20 protein-coding genes are annotated in these 26,458 nt (G+C 71.7%); 5 read left to right on the top strand and 15 right to left on the bottom strand.

Annotated elements, in window-relative coordinates:
• Positions 1 to 103: 103 nt before the first annotated feature.
• On the bottom strand, positions 104 to 4,885 hold the full coding sequence (locus MUB56_RS09845) for a DUF4082 domain-containing protein (protein ID WP_244931721.1): 4,782 nt from the start codon (positions 4,883 to 4,885) through the stop codon (positions 104 to 106).
• Positions 4,886 to 5,028: 143 nt separating this feature from the next.
• On the opposite strand from MUB56_RS09845, the gene MUB56_RS09840 reads away from it, so the two are divergent.
• Positions 5,029 to 5,646: an acyltransferase gene (locus MUB56_RS09840; protein ID WP_244931720.1), complete on the top strand. Its 618-nt coding sequence runs from the start codon at positions 5,029 to 5,031 to the stop codon at positions 5,644 to 5,646.
• Positions 5,647 to 5,686: 40 nt separating this feature from the next.
• Here MUB56_RS09840 and MUB56_RS09835 read toward each other — a convergent pair whose 3' ends face one another.
• A complete protein-coding gene (locus tag MUB56_RS09835) occupies positions 5,687 to 6,403 on the bottom strand; it encodes a response regulator transcription factor (protein ID WP_244931719.1) in 717 nt (238 codons plus the stop codon).
• A gap of 221 nt (positions 6,404 to 6,624) precedes the next feature.
• Between MUB56_RS09835 and MUB56_RS09830 the strand changes: the two genes are divergently transcribed.
• From MUB56_RS09830 to MUB56_RS09815, 4 genes are all read left to right on the top strand, one after another.
• Positions 6,625 to 7,305, top strand: coding sequence for a response regulator transcription factor (locus tag MUB56_RS09830; RefSeq protein ID WP_244931718.1), 681 nt, complete (start codon positions 6,625 to 6,627; stop codon positions 7,303 to 7,305).
• Positions 7,306 to 7,396: 91 nt separating this feature from the next.
• Entirely contained in the window at positions 7,397 to 8,794 is a 1,398-nt protein-coding gene (locus MUB56_RS09825; RefSeq protein WP_244931717.1) for an exopolysaccharide biosynthesis polyprenyl glycosylphosphotransferase, read from the top strand.
• Positions 8,795 to 8,972: 178 nt separating this feature from the next.
• Positions 8,973 to 10,427 carry a HAMP domain-containing sensor histidine kinase gene (locus MUB56_RS09820; RefSeq protein WP_244931716.1) on the top strand — a complete coding sequence of 485 codons (1,455 nt, stop codon included), beginning with the start codon at positions 8,973 to 8,975 and terminating at the stop codon, positions 10,425 to 10,427.
• Positions 10,424 to 11,089, top strand: coding sequence for a response regulator transcription factor (locus tag MUB56_RS09815; RefSeq protein ID WP_244931715.1), 666 nt, complete (start codon positions 10,424 to 10,426; stop codon positions 11,087 to 11,089). Before MUB56_RS09820 ends, MUB56_RS09815 begins: the two co-directional genes overlap by 4 nt.
• 6 nt (positions 11,090 to 11,095) lie before the next feature.
• Here the strand turns inward: MUB56_RS09815 and MUB56_RS09810 are convergent, their stop codons facing one another.
• The 13 genes from MUB56_RS09810 to MUB56_RS09750 all read right to left on the bottom strand — a co-directional run bounded on the left by MUB56_RS09810 (position 11,096) and on the right by MUB56_RS09750 (position 26,448).
• Positions 11,096 to 11,821: a siderophore-interacting protein gene (locus MUB56_RS09810; RefSeq protein ID WP_280637390.1), complete on the bottom strand. Its 726-nt coding sequence runs from the start codon at positions 11,819 to 11,821 to the stop codon at positions 11,096 to 11,098.
• A gap of 171 nt (positions 11,822 to 11,992) precedes the next feature.
• Positions 11,993 to 13,279 carry an HNH endonuclease signature motif containing protein gene (locus MUB56_RS09805; RefSeq protein ID WP_244931714.1) on the bottom strand — a complete coding sequence of 429 codons (1,287 nt, stop codon included), beginning with the start codon at positions 13,277 to 13,279 and terminating at the stop codon, positions 11,993 to 11,995.
• A gap of 280 nt (positions 13,280 to 13,559) precedes the next feature.
• Entirely contained in the window at positions 13,560 to 14,309 is a 750-nt protein-coding gene (locus MUB56_RS09800) for a lytic murein transglycosylase (protein WP_244931713.1), read from the bottom strand.
• Positions 14,306 to 15,157 carry a phosphate ABC transporter ATP-binding protein gene (locus MUB56_RS09795; RefSeq protein ID WP_244931712.1) on the bottom strand — a complete coding sequence of 284 codons (852 nt, stop codon included), beginning with the start codon at positions 15,155 to 15,157 and terminating at the stop codon, positions 14,306 to 14,308. The genes MUB56_RS09800 and MUB56_RS09795 overlap by 4 nt, the downstream gene beginning before the upstream one ends.
• 87 nt (positions 15,158 to 15,244) lie before the next feature.
• Positions 15,245 to 16,819, bottom strand: a complete 1,575-nt coding sequence (locus MUB56_RS09790; RefSeq protein WP_244931711.1) for an Ig-like domain repeat protein — start codon at positions 16,817 to 16,819, stop codon at positions 15,245 to 15,247.
• Between the two features lie 125 nt (positions 16,820 to 16,944).
• Positions 16,945 to 17,904 (bottom strand): class E sortase, encoded by a 960-nt coding sequence (locus MUB56_RS09785; protein ID WP_244931710.1) that lies wholly within the window; start codon positions 17,902 to 17,904, stop codon positions 16,945 to 16,947.
• A gap of 8 nt (positions 17,905 to 17,912) precedes the next feature.
• Complete coding sequence (locus MUB56_RS09780; RefSeq protein ID WP_244931709.1) at positions 17,913 to 20,450, bottom strand: hypothetical protein; 2,538 nt, start codon at positions 20,448 to 20,450, stop codon at positions 17,913 to 17,915.
• Positions 20,451 to 20,515: 65 nt separating this feature from the next.
• Entirely contained in the window at positions 20,516 to 22,138 is a 1,623-nt protein-coding gene (locus tag MUB56_RS09775) for a substrate-binding domain-containing protein (RefSeq protein WP_244931708.1), read from the bottom strand.
• Complete coding sequence (gene pstA, locus MUB56_RS09770) at positions 22,135 to 23,307, bottom strand: phosphate ABC transporter permease PstA (protein WP_244931707.1); 1,173 nt, start codon at positions 23,305 to 23,307, stop codon at positions 22,135 to 22,137. Before pstA ends, MUB56_RS09775 begins: the two co-directional genes overlap by 4 nt.
• The gene (gene pstC, locus MUB56_RS09765; protein ID WP_244931706.1) at positions 23,307 to 24,326 is read right to left on the bottom strand and encodes a phosphate ABC transporter permease subunit PstC; all 1,020 of its coding nucleotides are present in this window, start codon (positions 24,324 to 24,326) and stop codon (positions 23,307 to 23,309) included. Before pstC ends, pstA begins: the two co-directional genes overlap by 1 nt.
• Positions 24,327 to 24,530: 204 nt before the next feature.
• Positions 24,531 to 24,944, bottom strand: coding sequence for a VOC family protein (locus MUB56_RS09760; protein ID WP_244931705.1), 414 nt, complete (start codon positions 24,942 to 24,944; stop codon positions 24,531 to 24,533).
• An 83-nt stretch (positions 24,945 to 25,027) separates the two neighbouring features.
• A complete protein-coding gene (locus tag MUB56_RS09755; protein ID WP_244931704.1) occupies positions 25,028 to 25,654 on the bottom strand; it encodes an HAD-IA family hydrolase in 627 nt (208 codons plus the stop codon).
• The gene (locus MUB56_RS09750) at positions 25,651 to 26,448 is read right to left on the bottom strand and encodes a 3'(2'),5'-bisphosphate nucleotidase CysQ (protein ID WP_244931703.1); all 798 of its coding nucleotides are present in this window, start codon (positions 26,446 to 26,448) and stop codon (positions 25,651 to 25,653) included. The genes MUB56_RS09755 and MUB56_RS09750 overlap by 4 nt, the downstream gene beginning before the upstream one ends.
• Positions 26,449 to 26,458: the final 10 nt, after the last annotated feature.

Genomic DNA, 26,458 nt, shown 5'->3' with positions numbered 1-26,458 from the left:
GACGGATGGTGGCCGGGACACCCCCATCGAAGTTCGCGGGCACCGGGCCCGGGCCTGTGCCGGGGTGCTATCCCCTCAATTGGGGAGACCGTCCGAGCGGTCCTCAGGGCTTGCGGAGGACCGCCCCGACGAAGTAGTTCGTCCCCGCCCAGCTGAGGGTCGGGTACGCGCCTCCGAGCAGGTAGCGGTAACGCCCGTTGTCCGTCGCAGGCATGGAGAACAGATCGTCTCTCAGCGGACTGGAGCCCGTGAAGTAGTTCGGCGTCGCGCTGTAGTGCCCGTTCGGCGCGTAGTACGACACGACGTACGTCGTCCCCGCCGTCAGCCGGTACGGCGTCGACAGCTCGGCCGTCTGCCAGCCGGTCGCGGTCTCGTCCTGGAACACGACCTGGGCCTGGGGATAGGCCCCGTGCGACCACAGGCGACCGACGTGGGTGCCGGTGTTCCCCGGCCCCTTGTAGAACCGGATCGCGGTGACGTCCACGTCGTAATCGGGAGTGAAGGCGACGCCGACCTCGATGGGATCGGAGTCGTTGACCGACGCCGTCGCGGGGGTCATGCCGTTGAACATCGTGACGGTGGTCCGGTAGGACGGGTGGGTGTGGAAGGTCCAGCTCTCGTCGGGCAGCACCGCGTCGTCGGTGGAGACCACCCCGGAGAGCGCCACCGTGACCTCTTGGTCGTGCGGCAGCGGTCCGTACGGGACGAACCTGAGCCGTCGGCCGTTCTCGGAGAGGCTCGCGGTGCCGGCCACCGGCTGACCGCCGACGAGCACGCGGATCGTCGACGTCGGCCGCACCGGCACGCTGAACGACGCCGAGGGATGGACCTCAGCCGTCACGTCCGTGGCCCCGGAGGCGGGCGAGCGCGAGCTCACCGTGATCGTGGCCGGGTCCGGGAGGTACTCGACGTCGGCGAAGTAGCTCGACGAGCGGAAGCTGTAGGTCGGGAAGCCGCCGCTGGCGCCGTAGAGGAACTGGCCGTTGTCGCCGGCCGGAGCCACCAGCTGGCCCGAGGTCACCGGCTGGGCGAAGTGGTCCAGCGAGTAGGAGTAGTGGCCCTGCGGGGCGAGGTAGGAGACGACGTACCGCTTCCCCGCCTCGACCCGGACGGGCGTGGACAGCCGGGCCCGCTGCCAGCCGAGCGGCGTCTCGTTGGCGAAGGTCACCCGGGCCAGCACGCTCCCGGTGTCGCTCCACAGGGTGCCGACGTGGGTGCCCCCGTTGCCCGCGCCCTTGAGGAACCGCAGGGCGCGCACCGTCCCGTCCCGGCTCGGCACGAAGGCGGTGCCGAGCTCGACCGGCGTCGAGGAGTCGTCGCTCGGGACCGTCGGCATCGAGTCGCCGAAGATCGTCTGGGCAGGAGCGCCGGGACCCTCGGTGGTGAAGGTCCAGCTGCGGTCGGCGAGGACCACGCCCTCGGTCGAGCGGACCCCCGCCAGGTTCACCGTCACGACGCTGGCCGCGGGCAGCAGGGCGCTCGGGACGAAGGAGAGTCGGGTGCCGTCACCGGAGAGCGCGGCGGTGCCGGCTACCGGCTGGCCCGCGACGGTCGCGGAGAGGGTGGCGCCGGACTGGATGGGCGTGCTGAACCAGACCCGGACCGGGTTGTTCCGGGGCACCTCCAGGGCACCGGCCGGCGGGTCCTGGGCCTCGATCGCGATCGTCGCGGGCCGCCGCTCGAAGACGACGTCGACCAGGTAGCTAGACGACGACCGCGACGACGGGAATCCGGTGCCGTAGGTGAAGCTGCCCGCGGTCGAGTCGACCCGCAGCGGGGGGCGCGACAGGTTGGATCCCGAGAACGCTCCCGCGGTCAGGGAGTAGCGCCCGGTGGGGCTGCGGTACGACACGATGTACTCGGTGCCGGGGGTGACCTCGACCGGTTCCGCCAGCACGAGGGTCTGCCACCCCGCGGTGGACTCGTCGGTGAAGGTACCGACCGCGAGCCGTTCGCCGGCGCCCGACCACACCGCGCCCTCGTGGGTCCCGGTGTTGCCCGCGCCCTTGTGGAAGCGCACGGCGGTGATCGTCCCCGCGACGTCGCTGGTGAAGCGGGTCCCGAGGGTCACCGCCGTCGGCTCGTCGATCTCCGTGCCGGGCACCGTGTCGTCGGAGAACAACGAGCACGGGCAGACTCCCGGCGCACCCGCGGGCATCGCCGTGGTGAACGACCACGAGGGCGAGCCGGTCAGCCCGAGCCCGTTCGAGTCGGTGCCCGCCGCCGTGGCGGTGAAGCGGACCCCGCCCGCCAGCGCGGCCGTGGGCGTGAAGGTGACGGTGCGGGTCGCGGCGTCGTACGCCCGGGTGCCCGGGACGGGGTCGCCGGCGCTGTCGACCAGGGTGATGGTGGCGCTCGCGGGGGTCACCGGCCGCGAGAAGCGGGCCGTGAGCTTCGTGCCGCGCGGCACGCTGGACGAGCCCGCGACCGGGGTCCGCCCGACCAGGGTCAGCGGCGAGGAGTCGGTCACGCTGTAGACCGGCTCGACGAAGTAGCCCGTGTTCGCGTGGGACTCCTGCGGGAAGTTCCCGGGCGCGCCGTACACGCCGGATGGCGGAGCCCCGAACCCACCGGGGACCCGGAACGGCGCACGAAGCCAGGCGATCGAGGAGAACGCGTCGGTCTCGACCGAGTACCGACCGTTGGGTGCGGTGTACGACGCGACGTACTGCTCCCCCGCGGCGACGGCGACCGGGGAGGCGAAGTCCACCCGCTGCCAGCCGGTCGCGGTCTCGTTGCCGAACGTCGCCGTCGCCAGTCGCTCACCGGTCGGGCTCCACACGGAGCCGACGTGGGTGCCGCCGTTGCCGGTGCCCTTGAAGAACCGGACGCCGGTCAGGTAACCGTCCTCGGCCATGGTGAACCGCAGGCCGAGCTCGACCCCGGAGGAGTCATCCGCCGGGGCGGTCTGGGGCTCGTCGGCGCCGTACACCGTGCAGGGACAGGTGACCGTCACCCCGCGACTCGTCGCGGCACCGATGTTGCCGCTGTCGTCGATCGCGCGGGCCCGGATCGTCTCGGACCCCACGCCGCGCTGCGGAGCCGTGTAGGTCCAGGCGCCGGTCAGCTGGTCCAGCGTCGTGGCCGGGTGCCAGGTGTCCCCGTCGTCGGTGCTGACCTCGATGCCCGCGACGCGGCCGCCGCCCGTGTCGGTGGCAGTGCCGGTCACGGTGAGCCGGGCGCCGTTCGCCCGGGAGGCACCGGCCGTGGGACTCGTGATGCTCGTCGTCGGGGCGGCCGTGTCGGTGGAGGCGGTGGCGAGGGTCAGGTCGCTGCTGAGGGTCTTCGGCTGCGCGCCCATGTCGGCGAGCAGGTTGACCTGCGCCTGCTGCATCCGCTTGTCCGCGGGCTCGGGGGCGAAGGGCGTGTCGTGCTCGGCGTCGAGTCCCCACGTCCACTGCACGCTGCCCGCGCTGAAGACCAGCGCGCCACTGGCCGCGCGGTAGAGCGTGAGGTGGTGGGTGGTCGTTCCGGGCACCACCGTGTTTCCGTAGTCGGTGAGGTACTCGGGGGTCGGCCCGTTCGTCGTGGACAGCCGCACCAGGCCCGGGGGGCGGAAACCGTTGTCGACGTCCTCGTTGGACTCGTAGCCGATGGTGTGCGGCGCGAGCGTCGCCGTCGTGCCGGCTGCCAGGCTGGTCAGGGTGGTGCCGCGCCACAGCCGCAGCCGGCCCTCTGCGGCACTCACCTTGACCGCCAGATCGTCGTGGTTGACCTGGTACTGGGTGCCGATCAGGCGGTTCTCCGGCAGCCCACCACCGTCGGACTGGGCGGCGTACCGGGGATCGCGCCAGGTGCCGGTCCACTGCGCCGAGCTGGTGTCCGACTTCCTGCGGTCCCAGGTCTCCTTGTAGCTCACCAGGGTCCGGTACGGCGTGTGGCCGGCGTCGGCGGACGGCTCGTAGCGGGTGCGCCAGTAGACCTCGTTGCCGCTGAGGAACTGCAGGTTGACCCCGGCGTCGCGGGCGGCCTCGACGTTGGTGCGCTGCGCACCGCTCCAGTACTCGTCGTGGCCGACGGACAGGAAGGTCTTGTGGTTCGTCAGCAGGTGGCCGCGGCGGTCGGTGTCGACGCCGGCCTGGTAGCTCACGTCGTACCCGTTCTTCTCGAGGAAGCGGATCAGCGGGTACTCGTTGGCGAAGAAGAAGTCCCGGCCGCCGGTGCCGCCCCGGGTCAGCATCGGCCGGTTGTAGCTGACCTTGTAGGCGCGCCCGTTGGCTCCGCCGTTGTAGAAGTTCGACCCGCCGTACAGGTTGTAGGCCTGCCAGGTCGTGTCGGAGGTCTGGAAGACGACGTCGGAGTGGCTCGAGTCGTCCCGCACGACGAAGGTGATCTGACTCGCGGCCCCGCTCGAGGGGATCTCCAGGCGCGCGACGTAGACGCCCGAGACGGCCGTGCTCGGTACCTGCCAGGAGGCGGAGACCCCCCAGTTGCCGCAGTCGTAGAGCTCGGTGGTGACGTCGGTGATGCACGCGGGCTGGTGCTGCGGCAGGGAGGCCGTGACCGGAACCGTGGTGATCCGCCGTGCGCCGTCGCCGTCGTAGTAGCCGATCCGGTAGATCGTGACTGTGTACGCCGTGGCGGCGGTGTCGATCTTGAAGTCGACCCGGTTGCCGACGTTGACGCTGATGTCGGTCGAGAAGCCCTGGATGTCGTCGCTCCCGGCCCCCCACTGGTCATCCCACACGTCGCTGGACGTGCCGGCCTGACTGTTCTCGCAGGTGATCTTGTTGCCCTGGGCGCTGCACGGGTCGACGGCGGCCGCCGAAGCGGGCGGGCTCGCGACCGGGGCCAGGCCGAGGCCGGCCAGCACAATGGCGAGCGCGAGGGTGAGGCGCGGGAATCGACGGGTGGTCCGGCCGCGCCGGGGGTGGGTCCGGTTCACGAGGATGCCTTCTCTGCTGGAGCGGACCCCCACCCTCGGGGCCGGACTCCTCGCGGGCGCTCGTCGAGCTCCCCTTTCCCCCGAATGGGGTAACTCCCCCGGGGGCCGCCTGTGACCCGGGCCGGGAGCGGTGCGATGACGACATGAGCGAGCAGACCGTGTCCGACCTCCCGCACCTCGTCGAGCCGAGCGCCGACGTCGATCCCCGCGCGCAGCTCGGCGCCGGCACCCGGGTCTGGCACCTCGCGCAGGTGCGGGAGGACGCCAGCGTGGGCCGGGACTGCGTGATCGGTCGGGGGGCCTACGTCGGTCCCGGCGTCCGGGTCGGCGACCGGTGCAAGCTGCAGAACCAGGCGCTGGTCTACGAGCCGGCGGTGCTGGAGGACGGCGTCTTCGTCGGTCCCGCCGCGGTGCTGACGAACGACGTGTTCCCCCGGGCCGTCACCCCGGAGGGCCGGTTGAAGACCGCCGACGACTGGGACGCCGTCGGCGTCACCCTGCGGGAGGGGGCGAGCATCGGGGCCCGGGCCGTCTGCGTCGCGCCCGTCGTGGTCGGGCGGTGGGCGCTGGTCGCCGCCGGGGCGGTGGTCGTGGCCGACGTGCCCGACTTCGCGCTGGTCGTCGGGGTCCCGGCCCGGCTGATCGGCTGGGTCGGGCACGCCGGCGTACCCCTGGTCCGGGACGGGGCGACGTGGCGCTGCCCCGAGACCGGCCGCCGGTACGTCGAGTCCGCCGCCGGTCTCGCCCCGCTCACCGACTGAGTCCCCGGCTGACTCACCGACCGACTTGCCGGCGCTCGCCTCAGCCGCCGTCCCCGCCCAACAGCCCCAGCTGGGCGTAGACGGCGACGGCGGACAGCTGGGAGCTGACCCCGAGCTTGCGCAACACGGACCGCACGTGGCTGCGCACGGTCGCCACGGCGACGCCGGTGCGCTCGGCGATCTCCTGGACGGACTCGCCCAGGTAGAGCATCCGCAGCACCTCGCGCTCGCGCGGGCTGAGGGAGGCGAGCCGCGCGGCCAGCTCGTAGCGCTCCTGGACGGTCCGACGCCACTCGTCGACCAGCTCCTGGCGTCGGCGCGGGGGGACCAGGAGCGCGCCGCGGACCGCTCCGCGCAGGGCCCGGACGACCTCGTCCAGGGTCGCCGACTCCGGCAGCACGACCGACGCGCCGCTCTCCAGCACCGCACCCCACTCGACGTCCCCCTCGGTCCCGGACAGCACCACGGCGGGGAGCTTCAGGTCGTCGATCATGGTGCGCACGCCCTCGAGCCGGCTGGAGCGGGAGAGGTCGGAGATCACCAGCAGGACGGTGGAGTCCAGCTGGAGCAGCCGGGCGGTCTGCGAGGGCGAGATCGGCCCCCGGCTCACCGGGGTCGCGAACGCCTCCAGTCCCTGGCTGATCAGCGCCGTGTGGACCGCGTCGGCGACCAGGGGCTGGTCGGACGCGACCAGCACGGCCAGGTGGGCCGGCCGCAGCGGCCGGGAAACCTGCGGGGCGGAGCACGTCGCCGGCATGTGTCTCCCTCTCGTCGTTCTGTCCGCCTCGTCGTCACAGGCACGCGCATCGTGCGCGAGCCCGGTCCCAGCGAATGGCCTTCCGGCCTCCGCGTCCCCACCTCTGGGGACGGTTTCCCCAGAGGTGGGTATCTCGACCGGGGTCCGGCACCCGGTCAGGACGGCTTCCCTACGGTGGTCCGACGGGTGCTCCCCACAGAGTTCCGTCGGAAGCAGATCAGATGAGCATGCGGTCGCCCACGCGCGTCGTCGTGGCGGTCGGCCATGCCCTGCTCGCGGAGTCCATCGAGCTGGCGCTGCGGGCCGCGGGGCACGTCGCGCGACACGTCGTGCTCTCCGCCACGGCCGGCACCCTGGCCCGGGTGATCGCCGACATCACCGACGACCCACCGGACATCGCCCTCGTCGACATCGACCCGGGCTCCTTCGAGGGCATCCGGCTGGTCGCCCCGCTCTCCCGCAACCAGATCGAGGTGGTGGCGCTCACCACGTCCCCCGTGGGCGCGCGCTGGGGCGAGGCCGTGCGGTACGGCGCCAGCGCCGTACTCAGCCGCTCCCGACCGCTGTCCGACATCCTGGGCACCGTGGACCGGCTCGCCGCGGGCCTGCCGGTGATGTCGCGCGAGCAGCTCGACCGGTTGGTCGACGAGTGGCAGCGCGGCCAGGCCGAGCGCCGAGCGGTGCTCGCCCGCCTGGACAGCCTCACGGCCCGCGAGGCAGAGGTCCTCGGGCAGCTGCTGGCGGGCCATCAGGTCCGCCGGATCGCGGCGGACTCGGGGGTCAGCGAGTCGACGGTGCGGACCCAGGTCAAGGCGATCCTGACCAAGCTCGGCGTCACCACCCAGATCGGAGCCGTGGGCCGCGCCAACCAGGTCGGATGGCGTCCCCCCACGGCTCCGTGAGCCGGTCCGCTCCGGCAGATGCCCCATTTGCGGCATGAAGGGGGGCCCGTCCCGTTCCTACGGTGAGCGGACCCCGACGGAAGGAACCCCAGTGGTCACGACGACTCCCGAGGCACTGCCCCGGTCAGTCTCCACCGCCCCGGCGTCCGTGACGCTCGTGGCGGCTCCGCCCGACGACTGTGTGGCTCCGGCTCGGGGCCGGTCGCTCCACCGCCACCGGCTGGCCGTGGTCGGCGCGGACGCCCTGACGGCGCTGGTCGGCACCCTGCTCGTTGCGTTGCCCGCGACGACACCGGAGTCCGGACTGCTGCTGGTGGTGCCGGTCCTCTGGCTGGTGCTGCTGGCCGCGACCGGTGCACACCGGCACGGTGGCACCCGTCCCGTGCTCCGGGCCGGGACGATGCTCGGGCTGACCTGCTGGGTCGCCTCCGCCGTCCCGGCCGGCCCAGCCGGCCCGGCGACGGCACTCCGGCTCATCGTGCTGACCGCGGTGCTGGTGCTGACCGCGCTCGCCGTACGCCGCCTGCTCGGGGCGCCGGACACCCGGGTGCTCCTCGTCGGCGAGCGCAGTGCGGTCGACGGCGCCGTCGACGAGCTCAGCCGACCCGGCCACCGGTTCGTGCTCGCCGGGGTCGCGACCGGCTGCACCGACGGCCCCGGCACGCTGGCGGACCTGGCGACCCGCGGCAACGCCGACGCCGTGCTGGCCCTGCCGGGCTCGGGCCTCGACGCGGTCCACCTGCGGCGGCTCGGCTGGGAGCTGGAGCGGCGCGGCCTGGACCTGTACGTCGGCACCGGACTGCTCGACGTGTGCGCGACGCGCACCTCGCCCGACCGGGTCGGCGACCTCGGGCTGCTGCACGTGCGCGGCAGCGTCCGGCGTGGTCCACAACGGGTGACGAAGGAGATCGGCGAGCGCGCGCTGGCCGCGGTGGCCCTGCTGCTGCTGAGCCCGCTGCTGCTCACCCTCGCGGCCGTGGTCCGCACCTCGACCCGGGGGCCGGCGCTGTTCAGGCAGACCCGGATCGGACTGGAGGGCCGTCCGTTCACGATGCTGAAGCTGCGCACGATGAGCGCCGGCTCCGACCGGCCGGACGCCGCGCTGACGAGTCGGAACGAGGGCGCGGGCGGGGTGCTGTTCAAGCTGCGCGATGACCCGCGGGTCACCCGGGTCGGCCGGGTGCTGCGGCGCTACTCCCTCGACGAGCTGCCCCAGCTGGTGAACGTGCTGCGCGGCGACATGTCCTTGATCGGCCCTCGGCCCGCCCTGCCCCAGGAGGTGGAGCGGTACGCCGTCGACCCGTTGCGACGGCTCGCCGTCCGCCCCGGGCTGACCGGCCTGTGGCAGGTCTCGGGACGCTCCGACCTCTCCTGGGACGAGACCGTCCGTCTCGACCTCAGCTACGTGGACAACTGGTCGCTCGCCCTGGACGCGCGCATCGCCCTGCGCACCGTCGGAGCCGTCGTCAGCCATCGCGGGGCGTACTGAGCAGCAGGGCCACTCGGTCCCCCGACCCTCTCGCTTGATGCCGCACCAGACCGGGGGTGCGGATTGCCTCGCCGTCGTCTAACGTCCACATCGTGGGATTTCTCGAGGGCAGCTGCTGCCGTCCAGACCTGAGGAGCAACTGAGCAGCAGAGACGCACGGTCGGGAGGGGAGCCAGACGTGTCGAAGTTCAGCGTGCCCGGAGGAGTGTGGAGCCGTAGCGCGACGGTGTGCACGACCGCCGTGATCGTCGCGCCGTTGGTCATCCTCGCGCTCTCCCGCGGGGTGCCCGGCCTGGCTCAGCTCACCGCCTCGTCCGCGCCCACCGTCAACCTGGTGGGACTCGTCGCCTCGCTCCTGCTCCACCTGCACTGGCGACTCACGCGCACCGCCTCCACGGCCTGGCTCTGCGCCGGCGTCGCGCTGGTGTCCCTGCAGGGGCTGACCGTCGCCGTCATCGCCCAGCGGACGTCGGTCGCCGGGGTGTCGTCGTACCTCGCCGCGGCGAGCCTGGTGGTGGCGCTGCTCCTCGTCCTGCTCGCCTGGTTCCCGCCGACCGTGCGGGGCCCGGCCTGGCTCGACCCACTCGGCGTGGGGCTGACCCTGGGCGCGCTGGTCGCGGCCTGTCACCTCGTGGTCCTGAACGGCGAGCGGAGCTGGGCGCTCCCGCCGGGCGCCGGCGTGCCCTCCGCCGTCGTCCTGGTCGCCAGCGGAGCCGCGCTCGCCCAGGCCCTCCCCCGCCGCTCCGACCTGCCGCCCTGGGCGCAGGTGCGGTTCCAGGTCGCCATCGTCGTGAGCTTCCTGTGGCAGGCGCTCGCGCTCCAGGACGAGTCCTTCCCGCTCCACAGTGACCTCGTCCTCAGCCTGGGTCTGCTGTCCGGCCTGGTCGTGGCCGTGCTGACCTCGACGACCTCCCTGGCCCTGCTCCGACTGGGGATCCGCGACCAGCAGCGGATGGTCAGCGCGGTGCGCGACCGCCTCGACGACCTGGAGGAGAGCACCCGGGCCGACCGCGAGCGGATGCACGAGGTGATGGGGTCGATCGCCGGGATCGCGAGCGCGACCGAGCTGATGAGCTCCCCGCACGTCCTGACCGCCGAGGAACGGCCCGAGCTGGAGCGGATGGTCACCCACGAGGTGGCCCGACTTCACCGCATGCTGCACAACGTCCATCCACCGCGGGCGGTCGACATCGCCCTCGACGACGTGCTGCAGCCGCTGGTCGTCGGGCACCGGGCCCAGGGCAACGAGGTCCGCTGGGCGCCCGACGGTCGCTGCGTCTCGGTCGTCCCGGACGCGCTCGCGCAGGCGGTCAGCGTGCTGCTCGCCAACGCGGCCCGACACGCGCCCGGGTCTCCGGTCGAGATCCGGGTGACCGACGAGCCGGGCTGGGTGATGATCCGGGTCACCGACGAGGGTCCGGGGGTGTCGCCCTCGGTGGCCGACGCCATGTTCGACTGGGGCGCCCGGTCCGGCACCTCCTCGGGGAGCGGGATCGGCCTCCACCTCGCCCGGCGGATGCTGGTCGACGGCACCGGGCGGCTGACGTACGACCCCGCGCACCGTCCCGGTGCGTCGTTCGTCGTGGGGGTACGTCGGGTCGTCGCGGAGCCGTCGTACCGAGCACTCCCGTGAGCCAACGGATCGCCGTCGTCGACGACCACCAGCTGTTCGCCGAGACGCTCGTGCTGGCCCTCGAGCAGGAGGGCTACCCCACCCGCCGCTTCGCCGTACCCCTCCAGCCGAGCAGCGCCGACGCACTGCTCGCGGAGATCAGCGACTTCCGGCCGACCATCGCGCTCCTCGACCTCGACCTCGGTCCCTTCGGCAGCGGCCTGCGCATGGTGCGGCCCCTCGCCGAGGCCGACGTCGCGGTCCTGGTGCTCACCTCCGCGCCCCGGTCGCAGTGGGGCGAGTGCCTGCTCCACGGGGCGAGCCGGGTGGTCGCGAAGACGACGGCACTCCACGACATCACGCAGGACGTCCGCAGGCTCAGTCGCCGGGAGGCCGTGCTGGCGCCCGGGGAGTACGAGGAGCTGGTCGCGCAGTGGGAGTCGGGCGCGCGGGCGGCCGCCGAGCTGCGGGCTCGGTTCGCCGTCCTCAGCGCCCGCGAGCAGGAGGTCCTGGACCAGCTGATGGCCGGACGCACGGCCCGCGACATCGCCCACCAGTGGGTGGTCTCCGAGGCCACCGTGCGGACCCAGATCAGCGCCATCCTGGGCAAGCTGGAGGTGTCCTCGCAGCTGGCCGCGGTGGTCCTGGCCACGCAGGCCGGGTGGCGGCTGAAGCGGGACTGAGCCCGCTCAGCCCTCGGTGGCGGCGAGCTCCTGCTTCCAGCTGCGGAAGCCCTCCTCGGTGCGGCCGCGCCGCCAGTAGCCGGAGATCGAGGCGTCCTGGCGGGGCACCCCGCGCTCCTTGATCACGTAGGGGCGGATCCCGTGCATCGTCACCTCCGCCTCGCCGTGCACGAACACCTGGACCCGGCCCTCGCGCCACGGCAGGGCCCGTACGGCGCCCGCGAGGTCGCCGTCGTGGTGCCAGCTGATCTCGACGCCCGCCGGACCGGTCAGGGACTGGACGTGGTCGGCGCCGTACGCCTCCACGACGGCGTAGCCCACCGCGTCCGGGGGCAGCGCCGCCAGCGCCGCCCGGATCGCCGGCAGCCCGGCCTCGTCCCCCGCGAGCAGGTGCCAGTCGGCGGTCGGGTCGGGCGCGTACCCGCCCCCCGGCCCGCGGACCTCCAGCACGTCGCCCGGCTTCGCGGACGCCGCCCACGGACCGGCGTACCCCTCGTCGCCGTGGACCACGAAGTCGATCGCCAGCGTGCCTGCGGCGACATCGGGCGCCACCACCGTGTAGGTCCGCAGGACCGGCTCCTCGGGCGTGCCGAGCACGAGCTTGACGTAGCGGTCGGTGTCGGCGCTGGCGGTGAAGGCCGAGAGGTCGTCACTGCGGAAGTGGACCCGGACCATCCCGGGGCTGAGCTGCTCGGTCGAGGTGACGACGAGGGTGGTGGTGCTTCTCGGCACGAAGGCTCCTGACGATGGGTGTTAGGCCAGCCTAACTCGGTGTTCGCTGCGCCGACGGACAGCGGTGCCACGCAGTCGCCTGGTGAACGTGGGCACCGCTAGGTGGCCCGGGCGTGCCTGTAGCCCTGACAGGCGGGTCGGTGGCCGTCAGGGCTGAGGCTTCGAGGTCGGTCAGGTGAGCTCGGTGGTGCCGATGTGGTCGCGCTTGAACAGCAGACCGTTCGGGGTTTGCCACGCGAAGGTGGTGTCGTCGAGCTTGTCGTAGCGCCATCGGGTGTGGGTCTTCGCGCGATGGTGGCGGCGGCAGAGCGGGGCGATGTTGCAGTCGCAGGTGGGTCCGCCGCGGGCGGCGGGGTCGATGTGGTCGCAGTCGCAGCGTCGGGCCGGCTTGCGGCACCACGGGAACACGCAGCTGTGTTGGAGCAGGACCTGGCGTTCGCGGAGCCGGTCCGGGGTCTCATAGGCGTCGACGTGGACATGGCCGTGGAGGTCGATGACCGGCTTCACGACCACCTGGGTGTCGGAGTTCGCGCACCACGTCTTCACCTGCTCGGCGGAGACGAAGGACCGGGTCTCCTCCACGCGGGCCAGGTGCAGGTCGTCACCGCCAGTGGTGCCGAGGGCGGCTTCGGAGACGTGCACGTGCAGGACCACCTGTCGCGGCCGCTTCCGCTGCCGGTCGTCGGGCTCCCCGGTGTTCAGCTCTAACGACAGCTGGCGGCGGGCGAGGTCGCCGACGGCGATGGAGCGGCGGATGTCGACCGGCACATCGAGGCCGAGCTGGCCGAGCTCGCGGGCGCGGCGGGCGACGGCGTCCTCGAGGTCGAGGGCGTCGGCCAGGTCGAGGGTGCCGTGGACGTCGACGGTGCCGTCGAAGGAGACCTGCTGGGACTCGATGTCGAAGTGCCGCTTCTCGAACGCCGCCTCCCACCGGGCCTTGGCCTCGGCGGGGTCGTACGTCACCCGGGCTTCCTCGACGGTCCGGTCGAGCTGGGCGATCGAGACCTTGTGCGCCACCGCGTGCAGGTGCGCGTCCACGTAGGCCGCACCCTCCATCGGAAGATCGGCCGTGGACTTCGCGATCCGACGCGCCTTCCACGCCGGCAGGTCCAGGGCCTGGACCCGGCCGTAGAGGTTCGGGAGCCGGTGCGCCAGCTCGACCGCATCGCCGAGGTAGATCCGCCCAGCGTCGGTCGAGAGTCCGAGGGCGGCGGCGAACTCCAGGACGGAGAACTCCGCCACCAACGGGGCACCTTCGCCGGCGATGGTGGCCGCGTCCTGTGCGCCGAAGACGGTTACCGCAGCCACGTCGAGGGCGTCGGTCGAGTGCATCGCCGCCCAAGCGACCGCGGAGGCAAGGAGATCGGCTTCGGCCTGGGCCGCGACGGTGCGGCGGGCGCGCACGAACGCGAGCAACGCAGCTGCGTCGTCGCCGTCGTGGAACTCACCGTTGGCCATACCAGTAATGTATTCGAGGTCACCGACAGTCCGGGGTGTTCCTCCACAGCGGTGACCACAACGGTGGACCCGAAGCCACCGTAAGCCGACAAGCAACCGCGACCAGGTGCGACGAGTGCTGCGAACGACGAGCCCCCTATTTCATTGAAAGTCTTCGAACCAGCCTGGTGCCAAGAGGACACCCCAACCCACCGCCATACGGAAGCTCACCGGATCTCGACAACGTCAGGCGCCAGGGCGCCTGACCTGCTCGACTACCGGCCAGCGTCGGGAGCGGCGCTCAGCCGCCGGTCCGCTCGGCGTAGGAGGTGGCGGCGGAGTGGACGGCGTCGACGTACGCCTGGGCGTGGTTGTAGGAGAAGATCGCGTCCGCCCAGCCCTGGCCGGTGGTGAGGTCGTGGCCGTCGGCGCACAGGTAGCGGGCTGCGGCGTAGGCGGCGTCGTCGAGGTCGTTGGGGTCGGCGGTGCCGTCACCGTCGCCGTCGGCGCCCCAGGTGTCCCAGGTCGTCGGGATGAACTGCATCGGGCCGACGGCGTGGTCCCAGCGGTCGTTGCCGTGCCAGGCCGAGCTCTCGGGGGTGGCGGGGATCGCCGCGACGCCCTCGCCGTCCAGCGCGGGGCCGAGGATGCGCGAGGAGGACTGGCCGTCGGTCTGCAGGATCCGGCCGTCGATGGTGCCGTGCTGCGACTCGACCCAGCCGATGCCGGCGAGGGTCGTCCAGCCGAGCGCGCAGGACTTCGCGAGCCGGAGCTGGGCGGTGGCGTACGCGCGCAGGGCAGTCTCGGGCACCCCGGCGGCCTCGGCGTTGGTGGCGACCCAGGCGGCGTCGACGACGGGCAGGCCGACCGGCTCCCCCGCAGGCGCGACCGGAGCCGCCGCCTCGGCCGGGACCGGTGCGGCGACGTACGCCTGCTGCGGGGGCACGGGGATCTGGGTCGGGGCCAGGACGGTGATCGAGGCGAGGTAGCCCAGGCCGGCGACCGTGACCAGCAGCGCCGCCAGCAGGCCGATCAGACGGGCAGGGCTCACCCGAAACGACCGTTGACGTAGTCGTTGGTGCGCTGGTCCTGCGGGCTGGAGAACATGGCCCCAGTATCCCCGTGCTCCACGATGACGCCGGGGGTGCCCTGGGCGGCGAGGAAGAAGGCGCAGGTGTTCGACACCCGCGCGGCCTGCTGCATGTTGTGGGTCACGATGACGATGGTGACCTCCTTGGCCAACTCGAGCATGGTCTCCTCGATCACCCGGGTGGAGGTCGGGTCGAGGGCCGAGCAGGGCTCGTCCATGAGGAGGACGCGTGGCTTGATGGCCAGCGACCGGGCGATGCAGAGGCGCTGCTGCTGACCGCCGGAGAGCCCGCCGCCCGGGGCGTCGAGTCGATCCTTGACCTCGTTCCAGAGGCCGCCGCGGACGAGGCAGTACTCCACGAGGGCGTCGCGGTCGGACTTGGCGGCCTTGGTGCCCGTGAGCTTCAGCCCCGCGAGGACGTTCTCCCGGATCGACATCGCCGGGAACGGGTTGGGCTTCTGGAAGACCATCCCGATGCTGCGCCGAGCGTCGGTGAGCCGACGCTGCGGGTCGTAGATGTCGGCACCGTCCAGCAGCACCTCCCCCGCGAGCTGCGCCGACGGCACCAGCTCGTGCATCCGGTTCAGGATCCGCAGGAACGTCGACTTGCCGCAGCCGGACGGGCCGATCAGCGCGGTGATCTGACCCGCGGGCATGGTCAGCGAGACCCGGTCCAGCACCTTGTGGTCGCCGAACCAGGCGGTGATGTCGCGCGCCTCGAGGTCCGCGAGCGGCTGGCTCGGCGGCGTCGCGGTGTACGCCTCGACGGCGGGGATCTGGGTGGTCGGGGCCTCGGACGAGGTGGTCATCGGCGTTCTCTCAGCTGGTGTGGTTCAGGAAGGCGGTCCGGGCGGACGCCGTGAGGCGACCGCCCGGACCGGGGTGGTGCGGAGTTGCTACTTCTTCTTGGCCTTGGCGACCTTGACCTTGGCGGCCTTCTGCGAGCCGACGGCGTTCGCGTCACCGGACCAGACGACCTTCAGCTTGTTGACGCCGGACTTGAGCCCCTTCTTCAGGGTGATCTTGGCCTTGCCGTTCACCAGCTTGACCCTGGCGATCGTCTTCTTGCCCTTCAGCACCTTGACGGTGCCCGTGGCCTTCGAGGAGACGCCGGCCAGGGTGACCTTGACGGTGCCCTTGACCTTCTTGCCCGCCTTGGCGGCCTTCTTCGGGAAGGTGACCTTCAGCGTCGAGGAGGTCTTGACCGTGCCGACGCCGGTGCCCTGCGAGGACTTGAAGTTGGTGCCGGCCGCGGGACGGTAGACCGCCCGGAAGTTCTGCGCACCCAGCGCCGAGTCGACGGAGAAGGACGCCTGGCCGCCGGCCACGGCGACGTTGCGGGACAGCACGGTGCCGTCGGCCTTGAAGAACGACACGCTGCCCGACGGGGTGGTGCCGCCGGCGATCTTCGCGGTGATCCGCGCCTTGCCGGCGGCGTCGCTGGCCACCGCCACGGCGGTGGTCGTGTCGACCGGGGTGGCGTCGTTCAGGTCGAAGTCGGTCGTCGCCGCCTGGGTGGTCGTACCGCAGACACCGCCCTTGGCCGGCGTCGCGAACTGCTTGAAGCCGGCACCCTCGATCAGGGGCTTCGCCTCGGTCGAGCACAGGAAGCCACCCGTGCCGAACACGTCCTGGACCTCGGGCTTGCCGATGTCCGAACCGCGGACGACGTTGTAGACCGCGCGGTCAGCCTTCCAGCCCGCCGCGAGCTTGACCTGCGGGGCGCGAGCGGCGCGGCCCGCAGAGAACGGGACGACCGCGTTCGGGTTGCCCTGGATGTCGGCGACGCTGTGCTCCTGCGTGGTCGGCAGACCCGTGGTGCTGACCGCGGTGCCGCCGTTGAGCTTGGTCAGCTCACCCTCGAAGAAGCTGCGGGTGCCGGAACCGGCCTGCGGGATGTAGGCGGTGATCGCCGCCGTGCTCGTGAAGCCCAGGTCGTCCCAGCTGTTCACCGGGTCGCCCTCGGCGTCGACCCGCTCGTAGATCGCGAGGATCTGGGCGCCGGTCAGGGTGTCGGGGGCGTTGGAGGTGGCCGCCTTGGCGATCTGGATCGTGTCCAGGGCGAACGGGAACGCCTGGAGACCGGCACCGACCTCCGCGGTGTTGAGCCCCGACGACGAGCGCGCGAAGTCGATGTCCGCGACGTTGCCCGTGCCGTAGAGCAGCTTCTTGCCGTCACCGGAGCCGTTGACCCGGTTGGTGGACCCACTCGGGATCGCCACGGTGTCGCCGGTGCCGGCCTGGTAGGTCGCGACGCGCGAGGCGGGCTGCGTGGCGTTGTACGCGTCGGCGGCGGCCTTCACGACCTCCTGCGTGGTGTCGGATCCCATGCCGACCAGGTCCGCTGCGACGGGCGCGAAGGTCGTGTCGTTGGGCTGGACGGCGGCCTGAGCCGGCGCAGCGGTCAGGGCGATCCCCGAAGCCGCCACCGCGGCGGTGGCCAGGCCAGCAAGCAACTTGCGTGCGTGCATCAGTTGGATTTCCTTTTCGTTTTGGCCACGGTCGCGGCCAGATGGAGGTGCGGCTCGATCGTGAGACGGATGTCCCGGTGCCGCCGTCGGTTTGGTCTGGAGTTGGGTGAGGCGTCGCCTGACGTTCAGACGAGGTTGGGCAGAAGCCGCATGACGACGTCCGTCGCCTGCCATGCGAGGGCGATGGCCACCGGCGTGGCCACCACCCAGACCAGGAGGGCCGACCACCGCTGCCGTGCAGCGACGACCGCCAGGGTCAGCGCGAGCAGCAGGGCCATCCACAGGACGAGCAGCGGCATCGCGTTGGCGGAGTCGTCGGCCATCGGCCGCTCCGATTCCGGCACCGTCACCGCGGCCGCCGGAGGCGCGGGGAACGCCTCGGGTGCCTCGGCGTCGATGTAGACGACCTCGCCGGGCCGCAGGGCCGACAGGCTGCCCTCGCCCTCGCCCTCCGCACTGATCAGCGTGAGCCGAGCCGTGCCGACAGGGCGGGGCTGCGGGAGCGGGTCACCGGTGCGTCGTACGCCGAGGACGGTGAAGGTCTTGACCCCCTGCGCGGAGGTGACGGTGATCGGGTCGCCTGCCTTCAGCGTGCTGATGTCGCCGAACGGCCCGCCGTACGACGCCGCGCGACCCATCACGACGCTGGTGCCCTCCTGTCCGGGAAGGACCGTGCCCCGCAGGTGCCCGGGACCGACGAGTAGGTCTCCCGACGCGGTGCCCTCGATCACCACCTGCTCCAGGTCGAGCCCCGCGATCTCCATCAGCGCGACCGGGACACCTGGTTCGATCGGCGTGTCGCCGACGGGGGCGGTGGCCGCCGCCAGCTGCTCGCGGAAGTCGCCGTACAGCAGCGACTGGTCCCGAGCCTGCGACAGGCCGCCGAGCACCAGCATCTGCAGCACGATCCAGCAGGCCACCAGGCCGAGCATCGTGAACGCCGAGCTGGCCGCCGCCAGGGCGTTGTCGTGGGGATGCGGTGCCCTCGGCGGGCGGGCCGGACGGGCTCGTTTGGTCCGCCCGGGCCGCTGGGGCAGCCGCCCGCGCTGCCCCTGCTCGGCCACGTCAGCGGTGGCTTCGGACATCGTCTGCGTCATCGCAGCCTCGGGCGCTGGAGCAGGAAGCGGAGCAGGCTCGCGATCGCGATGCCCACCAGCCCGATGATCAGGAGGGACGGCACCACGCCGCTCGCCGTTCGCGAGCTGATCGACTCGGTCGCCGGCATCGCCACCGGAGCGGCCGCCACGGGCACGTCGGGCACGCCGGTCGGAGCCGTCGAGACGCTCGGCTCTGCGGCAGAGGGAGCTGCGTCCGGAATCACGACTGGTGCGGAGGCGCCGTCGTCGGGGGTCGCCGACGCGCTCTCAGCCGGCCGGACCGATGCCGGCTTCTGTGCCTCGACCGCGTCCGCGACCTCCTTGGCGGACCGGTAGAGGGCGGCCGTCGCACCGCTCTTGCGGAGAGGCAGGAAGCCGCCGGGTAGCTCGCCGTTGCCGAAGCCCTCGCGCTGGCCCTCCGTCGTGGCGGTGCGCATGAACAGCGCGACCTTCTCCGCGTCCTCCTCCGGCAGGTTCCGCAGGCGGGCGGCGGTGTAGACGACCATCGTGCCCGGGTAGGCCTTCCTGGACTTGCGGACGTCGGCCTGGTCCAGGACGAACGGTGCCAGCTTCTTCTTCTGCTCCATCAGCTGGAGAGCAGACCTCAGCGACGAGGTGGTGGCCTCGACGTACTGCTTGGACGTGGTCTCCAGCGCCGCCGTGCGCAGGCCGTAGCGCTCGGCGTCGCCGAGGCTGACCAGGCCGAGCATGAAGCGTGAGCCGTACGACTGACGGTCCTTGCGCCCGAGCTTCCAGCCGCCGGTGGTCAGGTCGGCGTCACAGCGCGTCTGCACGTTCGGCCAGGCGTCGATGAGCGCCTCGGAGATCTTGCGCAGGGTGGTGACGGGCGCTGCCAGCTGCGTGAAATAGACCCCGGGGTTCGCCTGGAGGCAGGGGTCAGGCGTCTTCGGGGCGTACTCGTCGAGTAGCGGCCATCCCTCTCGCGGCAGCTCGATCTTCTCGTACGCGGGGTTGACCTTCATGCCCCACCGGTCGGGCTTGCCACCGATCCACCTCATCGCGTCCTTGTCATGGGCGATGTAGTCGGTGAGCTGGTGGACGATGTCCGAGTCGTTCGACAGGGAGAGCAGCGTCGCGCCTGCCTCCTGGCTGTTGCGGGTCAGGCCCGGGTTCAGCGCGATGAACTCGGGGTCGTTCATGAGGCCGATCGGGTTGCCGCTGATGCCGGGATGCCCGAGCCCGAGCGCCGAGCCGAGGTAGGACTGGGTTAGCAGCTTGGCGATGAGCCGGGCGCTCAGGCGCAGGTTGGTGTACTCGCCGTTGTTGTCCGGCTTGTCGATCGCGTAGCCGATGCCGAAGCCGGTCACCGCGGTCGGGGCGTAGCCCACCGGGTCGTCACCGGTCCGCTTGTGCTCCGAGGACACGATCGCGGCCGCACCGCTGCCGCCCTCCATGAATTTGAAGCCCGCTACGTCGGACATCAGGTTGTGCTGGAACTTGAACCGCTTCTTGTCCAGGCAGTACGCCGGCGCCCACTGGATAGAGGCCTGCGCGAGCAGCTCGGAGCCGTAGAAGCCCGTCGGTGCCCGCGGGTCCCTGATGTCGCACGTGCTCGGCGGCAGGCCGAAGGTGATCGGCACGACGAACCGGTTGCGCCAGTTGGACTCCGACCACCACAGCAGCGGCGAGACCGCTTGGTCGACACCGACGCCGGCGAAGTTGCTCGACCCCGGGGCGAACTGGCCACCGAGCCGGCAGGCCTCGTCCGTGAGCTTGGTCGAGTCGCCGGGAGCGACGCAGGACAGACCCTTGATCGGGACCACCACGATGGCGCACGCGGTCCTCTCGTTGCAGCCCAGCGACTCGTTCTCGACGTCGCTGCGGACCTCGAACTCGACCGACCCGGCGCCGTCCTCGTCGGAGAAGGCGGAGATCTCATTGGGCGGGAATGCTGAGTCGACGGCCGCCTCGGGGGGCATGTGCGCGGAGTCGCAGGCCGGGTAGACGACGCCCTTCTTGGACACGAACGGCGTCAGGTGCGTGAAGTAGTAGTCCGGCGCCACGTCCTTGCAGGTCTCCAGGCCCGGGAAGGGCTCGATCCCGGACAGCCGCTGGGTGTCCTCCGGGCCCGCGTGGAGGTCACGGGTCCAGGTGGCCTCATGCAGGTCCTTGTTGATCTGGGAGCGCTGCACGACTGAGCTGGTCCAGCAGGTCTCCGGCCGGACCTGCTGGGCGAGCGGAGCCGCCGGGTCGTCGACGCCACGGCACTGCATGATGACGACGGGGTACTCCTGCTGCATCCCCTTCTCGCCGTACGGGTCGGCGGTCCGCCCGCCGCTCTGCGGAGCGCCGGCCCACTCGACCCGCACGCGCTGGCGCCCGCGCAGGTTCTCGGTCTCCTCGACCTTCACGCTCATCGTGTTGGGCTCCGCCTCGACGTCGCCCTCGACCGGGTCGACCATCGTCCGGGTCAACGTCTTGGTCTGCGTGTACGCCGGCTTGTCGGCGGCCACCCGACCGACCACGCTCTCGACTGCGTCAGCCGGGGCCCAGGCCAGGGTCGCGGCAGCCATCAGTGCGGCGCCAGCGACAGCCAGTGGGCGCTTGCTGCGCCCGGACCACCACGAACCAGTGGCACTCACTTGGCACCTCGCGAGACCGAACGGCGACGCAGGGACCCGGCGTACACCCCTGGCAGCACGACCAGACCGATCAGCAGAGCGACCGCCAGCAGGCTGAACGCCTTGGCGTCCCCGGGCCGATCTGCGGACAGCTCCGTGGGGTTGGCGTAGATCGCCTCGGTGGAGGTCTCACCGGTCGTGCTCGCAACCGGGACGGTCGACTCCCCCGTGACCGGGTCCACGACCGCCGGCGCCGCCTCGACGGGCGCCGCGCCCGGATCGGCGGCCGGCACCTCGCCACCGGCGGCGGGCGCCGCCTCGTCGGCCGGTGCCGCCGGCTGGTCGGTCGACGGCTGGCCGGTGCCGGTCTTGGTCCCGCAGGGGCCCGCGCCGGCCTTGTCGCAGGCGGCCGGCTGCGGCGCCTTCTCGGCGAGCAGGTTCTTGCGCAGGTTCTTGCCGTCGAAGGTCGGGTTGTTGCACGACTTCACATCGCGGTTGGACAGCTCGACCGCCGGGTCGGCCACCTTGAGCTTGGCCAGCTGCTCGAAGCCCGCCTGCACCAGGTTGACCGGCAGTGGGCTGTAGCCGTAGGCGCCGGCCTTCGACTGGCCCGAGCACAGCGAGTAGAACATGAAGTCGGCGAGCGTCTGCCGCTTGGCCGTGCTCATCCGGGTGTCGGTCGCGCCGGTCGGAATGACCATGTACGAGTACGACGAGATCGGATAGGCCCGCGGGTCGGGGTTCGTGTAGACGCCGTCCAGGATCTGGGTCAGGTAGAGCTGCGACGCCTTGTCCTCGTTGATCTTCGCCTTGGTCAGGGCCACGGCGGTGTTGAACTCGGTCGGCTCAACGAAGTAGCCCGCCTGGTTCAGCACCTTGACGACCGGGAAGTCCTTGTCGAGCGGGTAGGCGTACTCGACGTACCCGATGGTGCCGTTGCCGGCGTTGCTGGCGATGTAGTTCATCACCTGGTCGGATCCGGACTGGCTGACCGCTCGCCCCTTCCGCGGGAAGTACGACGTCAACCCGGCCTTGCCGAAGAAGGCGCGCCAGTCAGCCGGGTGGGCCTTGTCCATCCAGGTCGTGAACTGGGCCGTGGTGCCGGAGCCGTCCGAGCGGACCACCGGCGTGATCGGGAGCTTGGGGAACGAGCGGCCGTTGTTGTCCTTGGCGATCGCGGGGTCGTCCCAGCTGGTGATCTTGTTGGTGAAGATCTTGGTCAGGGTGTCGCCCGACAGACGGAGGTTGTCGACCCGTTTGTTGCCGATCTTCAGCTGGTAGGTGAACGCGGTGCCACCGGCCACGATCGGCAGGTAGGCGTACTCGCGACCGGCGCTGGTGTCGGCGTTGCCCTGCTCATCGGTGCCCTGGTAGGGGATCTCGGAGATCGCGAAGTCGGTGCTCTTCAGCGAGAAGTCCTTGCGGCCCTTGGAGGAGCCGCCGCCGGTGTAGACGACCTTCATACCGTTGGCGCTGACGTCGGCGATCCACTGGTCGACGATCAGGCTCGACCAGGTCGAGCCGGTGCCCTCGATCTGTGCGTAGACGACTCCGGACGCGGAGCCGGGCACGCTCAGCACGAAGCCGAACGAGAGCAGAACGGCGACCAACGAGCGGCCGAGAGCGGACAGGCGCTTCACGAGCGGTCCTCCGGAGTGGACGTGGTGCCGGAGATCCGGCGCGGGACGAGACGGGAGAGCAAGGGCGGCTTGTTGCCGCGCGGGCGGGCGAGCAGCCGCGCGATGACGAACAGGGCGAGCACCAGGACGAGCAGCACGGTCGCAGCCGCGAAGGCGCGGTCCTCCGCGGCACCCTGGCCGCTGCGGACGTTGGTGTAGATGAACAGCGGGAGCGAGTTCATGACCCCGTCGGTCGGGTCCGCGACGAGGAACGCCGCGGCGCCGGAGGTCAGCAGCACCGGGCTCGTCTCCCCCGCACCCCGGGCGATCCCGAGGATGAGCGCGGTGGCCAGGCCGGACCGCGCGGTCGGGAGGACCACGTGCCAAACGGTCTTCCACTTTCCGGCGCCGAGCGCGAGGCTCGCCTCGCGCAAGCCGCCGGGCACGACGCGCAGGACCACGTCGGCCGCGCGGGCGATGATCGGCAGCATCATCACGCCGAGCGCCAGGCCGGCGGCGAGGCCGGAGCGCGGGTAGCCGAGAGCGACGATGAAGACGCTGTAGATGAACAGGCCGGCGACGATCGAGGGCAGCGCGGTCATCGCCTCGACCACCGTGCGCACCACGGTGGCGAACTTGCCGCCGACCTCGGTCATGAAGACCGCCGTGCCGATGCCGAGCGGCAGGGTGATCGCCACCGCGATCGCCAGCTCGATGACCGTGCCGACCAGCGCGTGCAGCACCCCACCCTTGTCGAAGGAGTCGGACGGACCGACGCCGCTCATGTCCTTGAGGTAGAAGTTCGCATGCGTCAGCGGCTCCCAGCCGCGGTAGAAGATGTAGCCGATCGTGCTGACCAGGGCTGCCCCGACGAGGACGGCCCCTCCGACGATCACTGCGCCGACCACCCGGTCGCTCACCTCGACCGAGCGACCCTGCATGGCGGCGGTGACGCCCGACATGACCAGTCCGCAGGCGAAGAAGAAGATCAGGAACCACGGGATGCCCGCCAGCGGCAGGATCTCCTGCGTCATGACCCAGGCCAGGCCGAAGGCTGCGGCCCAGGTCCCCCAGGCGACGAATCGCTCCTCCGGGCTGAGACGGCCCAGTGACCCCCGCGGGACCGCGGGCGCGGCGTCGTCGTCGAGGATCGGGACGTACGTCGTACCGACCTGCTGCACGGTCGTCATCAGGCGTCCGTCCCGGCGCCCGAGCGGCTGCGGTTCACGATCAGGGCGGCGAGGGTGTTGACGATCAGGGTGATCACGAAGAGCACGAAGCCGGCGGCGAGCAGTGCCGAGAGCTGCCCGGCGCTCGCCTCACCGAAGCGGTTGGCGATCAGCGAGCTGATCGTGGAGTGGCCGACCTCGAGGATGTTGAACTTCACCTCGAAGGCGACGGACAGGATGAGGGCGACCGCGATGGTCTCGCCGAGGGCCCGGCCGAGGGCCAGCATCGTCCCGCCGATGATGCCGCCGCGACCGAAGGGCAGCACGACGCTGCGGATCATGCCCCAGCGGGTCGCGCCGAGCGCGAGGGCCGCCTCCTTCTCGCCGGGCGGCGTCTGCGAGAACACCTGGCGCATCACGGCGCAGGCCATCGGCATCACCATCATCGAGACGGCGATGCCGGCGCACAGGGCGCTCGAGTAGTAGCGCGAGACGTCCCAGTACGCCGCGTCCGGGTCGGCACCGCGGACCTGGAAGATCGGGATCCACCCGAGGTTGCTCTCCAGCCACCGAGCCATCCGGGCGGCGTACGGCATGATGAGGAAGAAGCCCCACAGGCCGTAGACGATCGACGGCACAGCGGCCATCAGGTCGACCATCGACACCAGTACGCCGCGCAGCTTCGGCGGGGCGTACTCGCTGATGTACAGCGCCGTCGTCAGGGCCAGCGGAAAGGCGATCACCATGGCGACCACGGCGACCGCGAAGGTGCCGGTGAGGACGCCGGCGATGCCGATCCGGTCCTCGTCGGGCAGCCACTGCGACTCGGTGAAGAAGCTGAAGCCGTAGCGCTGCAGCGTCGGGTAGCCCTGCCAGCCGAGGAACAGCCCGACCCCGCCGGTGATCACCAGGACGGAGGCGCCGACGGCGCGGGCGGACCACTCGAACACCGCGTCGGCTCCGGTGGCCTTGCGGGAGATCTTCCGTGGACGGACGGCGTCGACGTCGCCGAGGGCGTCCAACGCGGGAGTGGTGGTCACGTAGTCCTGCTTCTGGTGTTGCGAGCGTTGCTGGAAACGCCAGAAGTGTCAGGAGCGGACCGGAACGGATACGCCCTCCGGGGTGAACGCGAGGCGAACAACCCGGCGGGCTTTCCGGAACAGGTCCGGGCGACGCAAGTCGCCTAGTCCGAACGGGCCATGCCCACCTAGTCAGACCCGACGATGTCGACCTGGGGAGATGGATCAGGGGTGAACGGAGGGTGTTCCCGCGGCTCTCTCCGCCTCGGACCGGACGAGGCAGAACTCGTTGCCCTCGGGGTCGGCGAACGTCACCCAGCCGGTGCCCGGGCCGCCGATCCCCCGGTGGTCGGCGAGCACCGTCGCACCGTGCGCGACGAGCACCTCCACCTCCGCGTCCCGGCTCGCGTCCCGGGAGGCGAGGTCGAGGTGCAGCCGGTTCTTGACGGCCTTGTCGTCGGGCACCTCGATGAACAGCAGCCGGTGACCGGTCTCGGGGTCGCGGATCATGCACTCGTCGTGGCCCGGCAGGTTCGGGTCACCGTCGAGGTCGACGTAGCCGAGGACCGGCTTCCACCACTCCGACAGCTCGTAGGCGTTGTGGCAGTCGATGGTCGTGTGCGAGATGAAGGCCGTCATGCCGCCACTCTGGTCCGGTCGGTGTGGGAGTTCAAAACGGCTTCGACCTCGGGCGTTCGGGACGGGTGCGCGGGAGCCGCCCGTCAGCCGTGAACGAGCACCCCGTGGCCGGCGAGCAGCTCGCGCAGGACCGCGTGCCCGTCGGCGAGCTCCCAGCGCTCGGCGACCAGGCCCGCGGAGCGAGCGCCGTCGACGTTCTCCTGTCGGTCGTCGACGAAGAGCACGGACCCGGGCTCGGCGCCGATCATCGCGACCGCCTTGTCGAAGTACGCCGGGTCCGGCTTCGCGAGCCCGATGTCGCAGGAGTAGACGGCGACGTCGAAGCGGCCGTCGTCGAAGCCGAGGTCGGCGCGCATGAACCGGGCCCGGTGGTGCTCCTGGTTGGTGCCGAGGTGCACGCCGTACCCGGCCACTCGGAGCCGCGCCACCAGCGCCGTCGAGTCGGGGTCGACGACGATCGAGCGCCACGCCTGCGTGAACAGCTCGGCGGGGTCCAGCTCGGCCCCGTGCCGCCGGGCGATGGCGGCGGACTCCGCGAAGAAGTCGATCTCACCGCGCAGTGCCGGCCACTCCAGCGCCCACAGGTCGGCACGGAGCTCCGGGGAGACCCGCTCGGCAAGCTGCCCCGCGGCGGCCTCCAGGCTCACCGGGGTGTGCTGGAGGACCTCGTCGGCGTCCAGCAGGACGTGCCGGATCTCGGGTGCGGTCATCCCGCCGAGGTGACGCCGTGGCGGCGTACGAAGTCGACGATCTGGTCGGCGAGCTCCGGGCGGCACACGATCAGGTCGGGCAGGTAGACGTCGTCCTGGTTGTACTCCAGCGGGCGCCCGTCGATGCGCGAGGTGAACAGCCCGGCAGCGCGGGCGACGGCGACGGGCGCGGCGGAGTCCCACTCGTACTGGCCGCCGGCGTGCACGTAGGCGTCGGTCAGGTCGCGGACCACCGACATCACCTTGACGCCGGCCGAGCCCATCGGCACCAGCTCCGCGTCGATCTCGTGGGCGAGCACGGTGACGAACTCCGGCGGGCGGCTGCGCGAGACCGCGATCCGGGGCCGCCCCGGCGTGCGCGGGGGTACGACGGGGGCGGCGGATCCGGTCGTGAAGGTCTCCCCCAGGCCCGGCTGCGCGACCGCCCCGGCGGTGAGGTCGGCCGGTCCCCGCTCCCACAGCGCGACGTGCACGGCCCAGTCGTCGCGCGGCGGCTCGGAGAACTCGCGGGTGCCGTCGAGCGGGTCGATGATCCAGACCCGGTCCGCGCCGAGCCGGACCTTGTCGTCCTTGCCCTCCTCGGACAGCACCGCGTCGGCCGGACGGTGCTCGGCCACCAGGGCCATCAGCAACTCGTGGGCGGCGGCGTCGCCGGCGTCCTTGAGCTCGCGGCCCGTGAGGCCCTCCTCGCGGACCTCGAGCAGCCGACGGCCGGCGACCTCGGCCAGCCACGCGGCGAGCACGTGGTCGTCGTGGGCGGCGGCGTCGGGCGGCGTACCAGGCTCGAAGGTCACGGCGACACCT

Source organism: Nocardioides sp. W7, from assembly GCF_022919075.1.
Taxonomy (GTDB): Bacteria; Actinomycetota; Actinomycetes; order Propionibacteriales; family Nocardioidaceae; genus Nocardioides.
The sequence above is the reverse complement of the archived record's forward strand: the minus strand, read 5'-3'. Positions and strand labels throughout refer to the sequence as shown.

What these genes read in the sequence shown, in the direction of transcription:
- MUB56_RS09840 (WP_244931720.1), top strand. Translation starts at nt 5,029, where the DNA reads ATGAGCGAGCAGACCGTGTCCGACCTCCCGCACCTCGTCGAGCCGAGC.
- MUB56_RS09780 (WP_244931709.1), bottom strand. Translation starts at nt 20,450, where the DNA reads ATGGCTGCCGCGACCCTGGCCTGGGCCCCGGCTGACGCAGTCGAGAGC.
- pstA (WP_244931707.1), bottom strand. Translation starts at nt 23,307, where the DNA reads ATGACGACCGTGCAGCAGGTCGGTACGACGTACGTCCCGATCCTCGAC.
- MUB56_RS09790 (WP_244931711.1), bottom strand. Translation starts at nt 16,819, where the DNA reads ATGCACGCACGCAAGTTGCTTGCTGGCCTGGCCACCGCCGCGGTGGCG.
- MUB56_RS09835 (WP_244931719.1), bottom strand. Translation starts at nt 6,403, where the DNA reads ATGCCGGCGACGTGCTCCGCCCCGCAGGTTTCCCGGCCGCTGCGGCCG.
- MUB56_RS09805 (WP_244931714.1), bottom strand. Translation starts at nt 13,279, where the DNA reads ATGGCCAACGGTGAGTTCCACGACGGCGACGACGCAGCTGCGTTGCTC.
- MUB56_RS09785 (WP_244931710.1), bottom strand. Translation starts at nt 17,904, where the DNA reads ATGTCCGAAGCCACCGCTGACGTGGCCGAGCAGGGGCAGCGCGGGCGG.
- MUB56_RS09760 (WP_244931705.1), bottom strand. Translation starts at nt 24,944, where the DNA reads ATGACGGCCTTCATCTCGCACACGACCATCGACTGCCACAACGCCTAC.
- MUB56_RS09830 (WP_244931718.1), top strand. Translation starts at nt 6,625, where the DNA reads ATGAGCATGCGGTCGCCCACGCGCGTCGTCGTGGCGGTCGGCCATGCC.
- MUB56_RS09755 (WP_244931704.1), bottom strand. Translation starts at nt 25,654, where the DNA reads ATGACCGCACCCGAGATCCGGCACGTCCTGCTGGACGCCGACGAGGTC.
- MUB56_RS09795 (WP_244931712.1), bottom strand. Translation starts at nt 15,157, where the DNA reads ATGACCACCTCGTCCGAGGCCCCGACCACCCAGATCCCCGCCGTCGAG.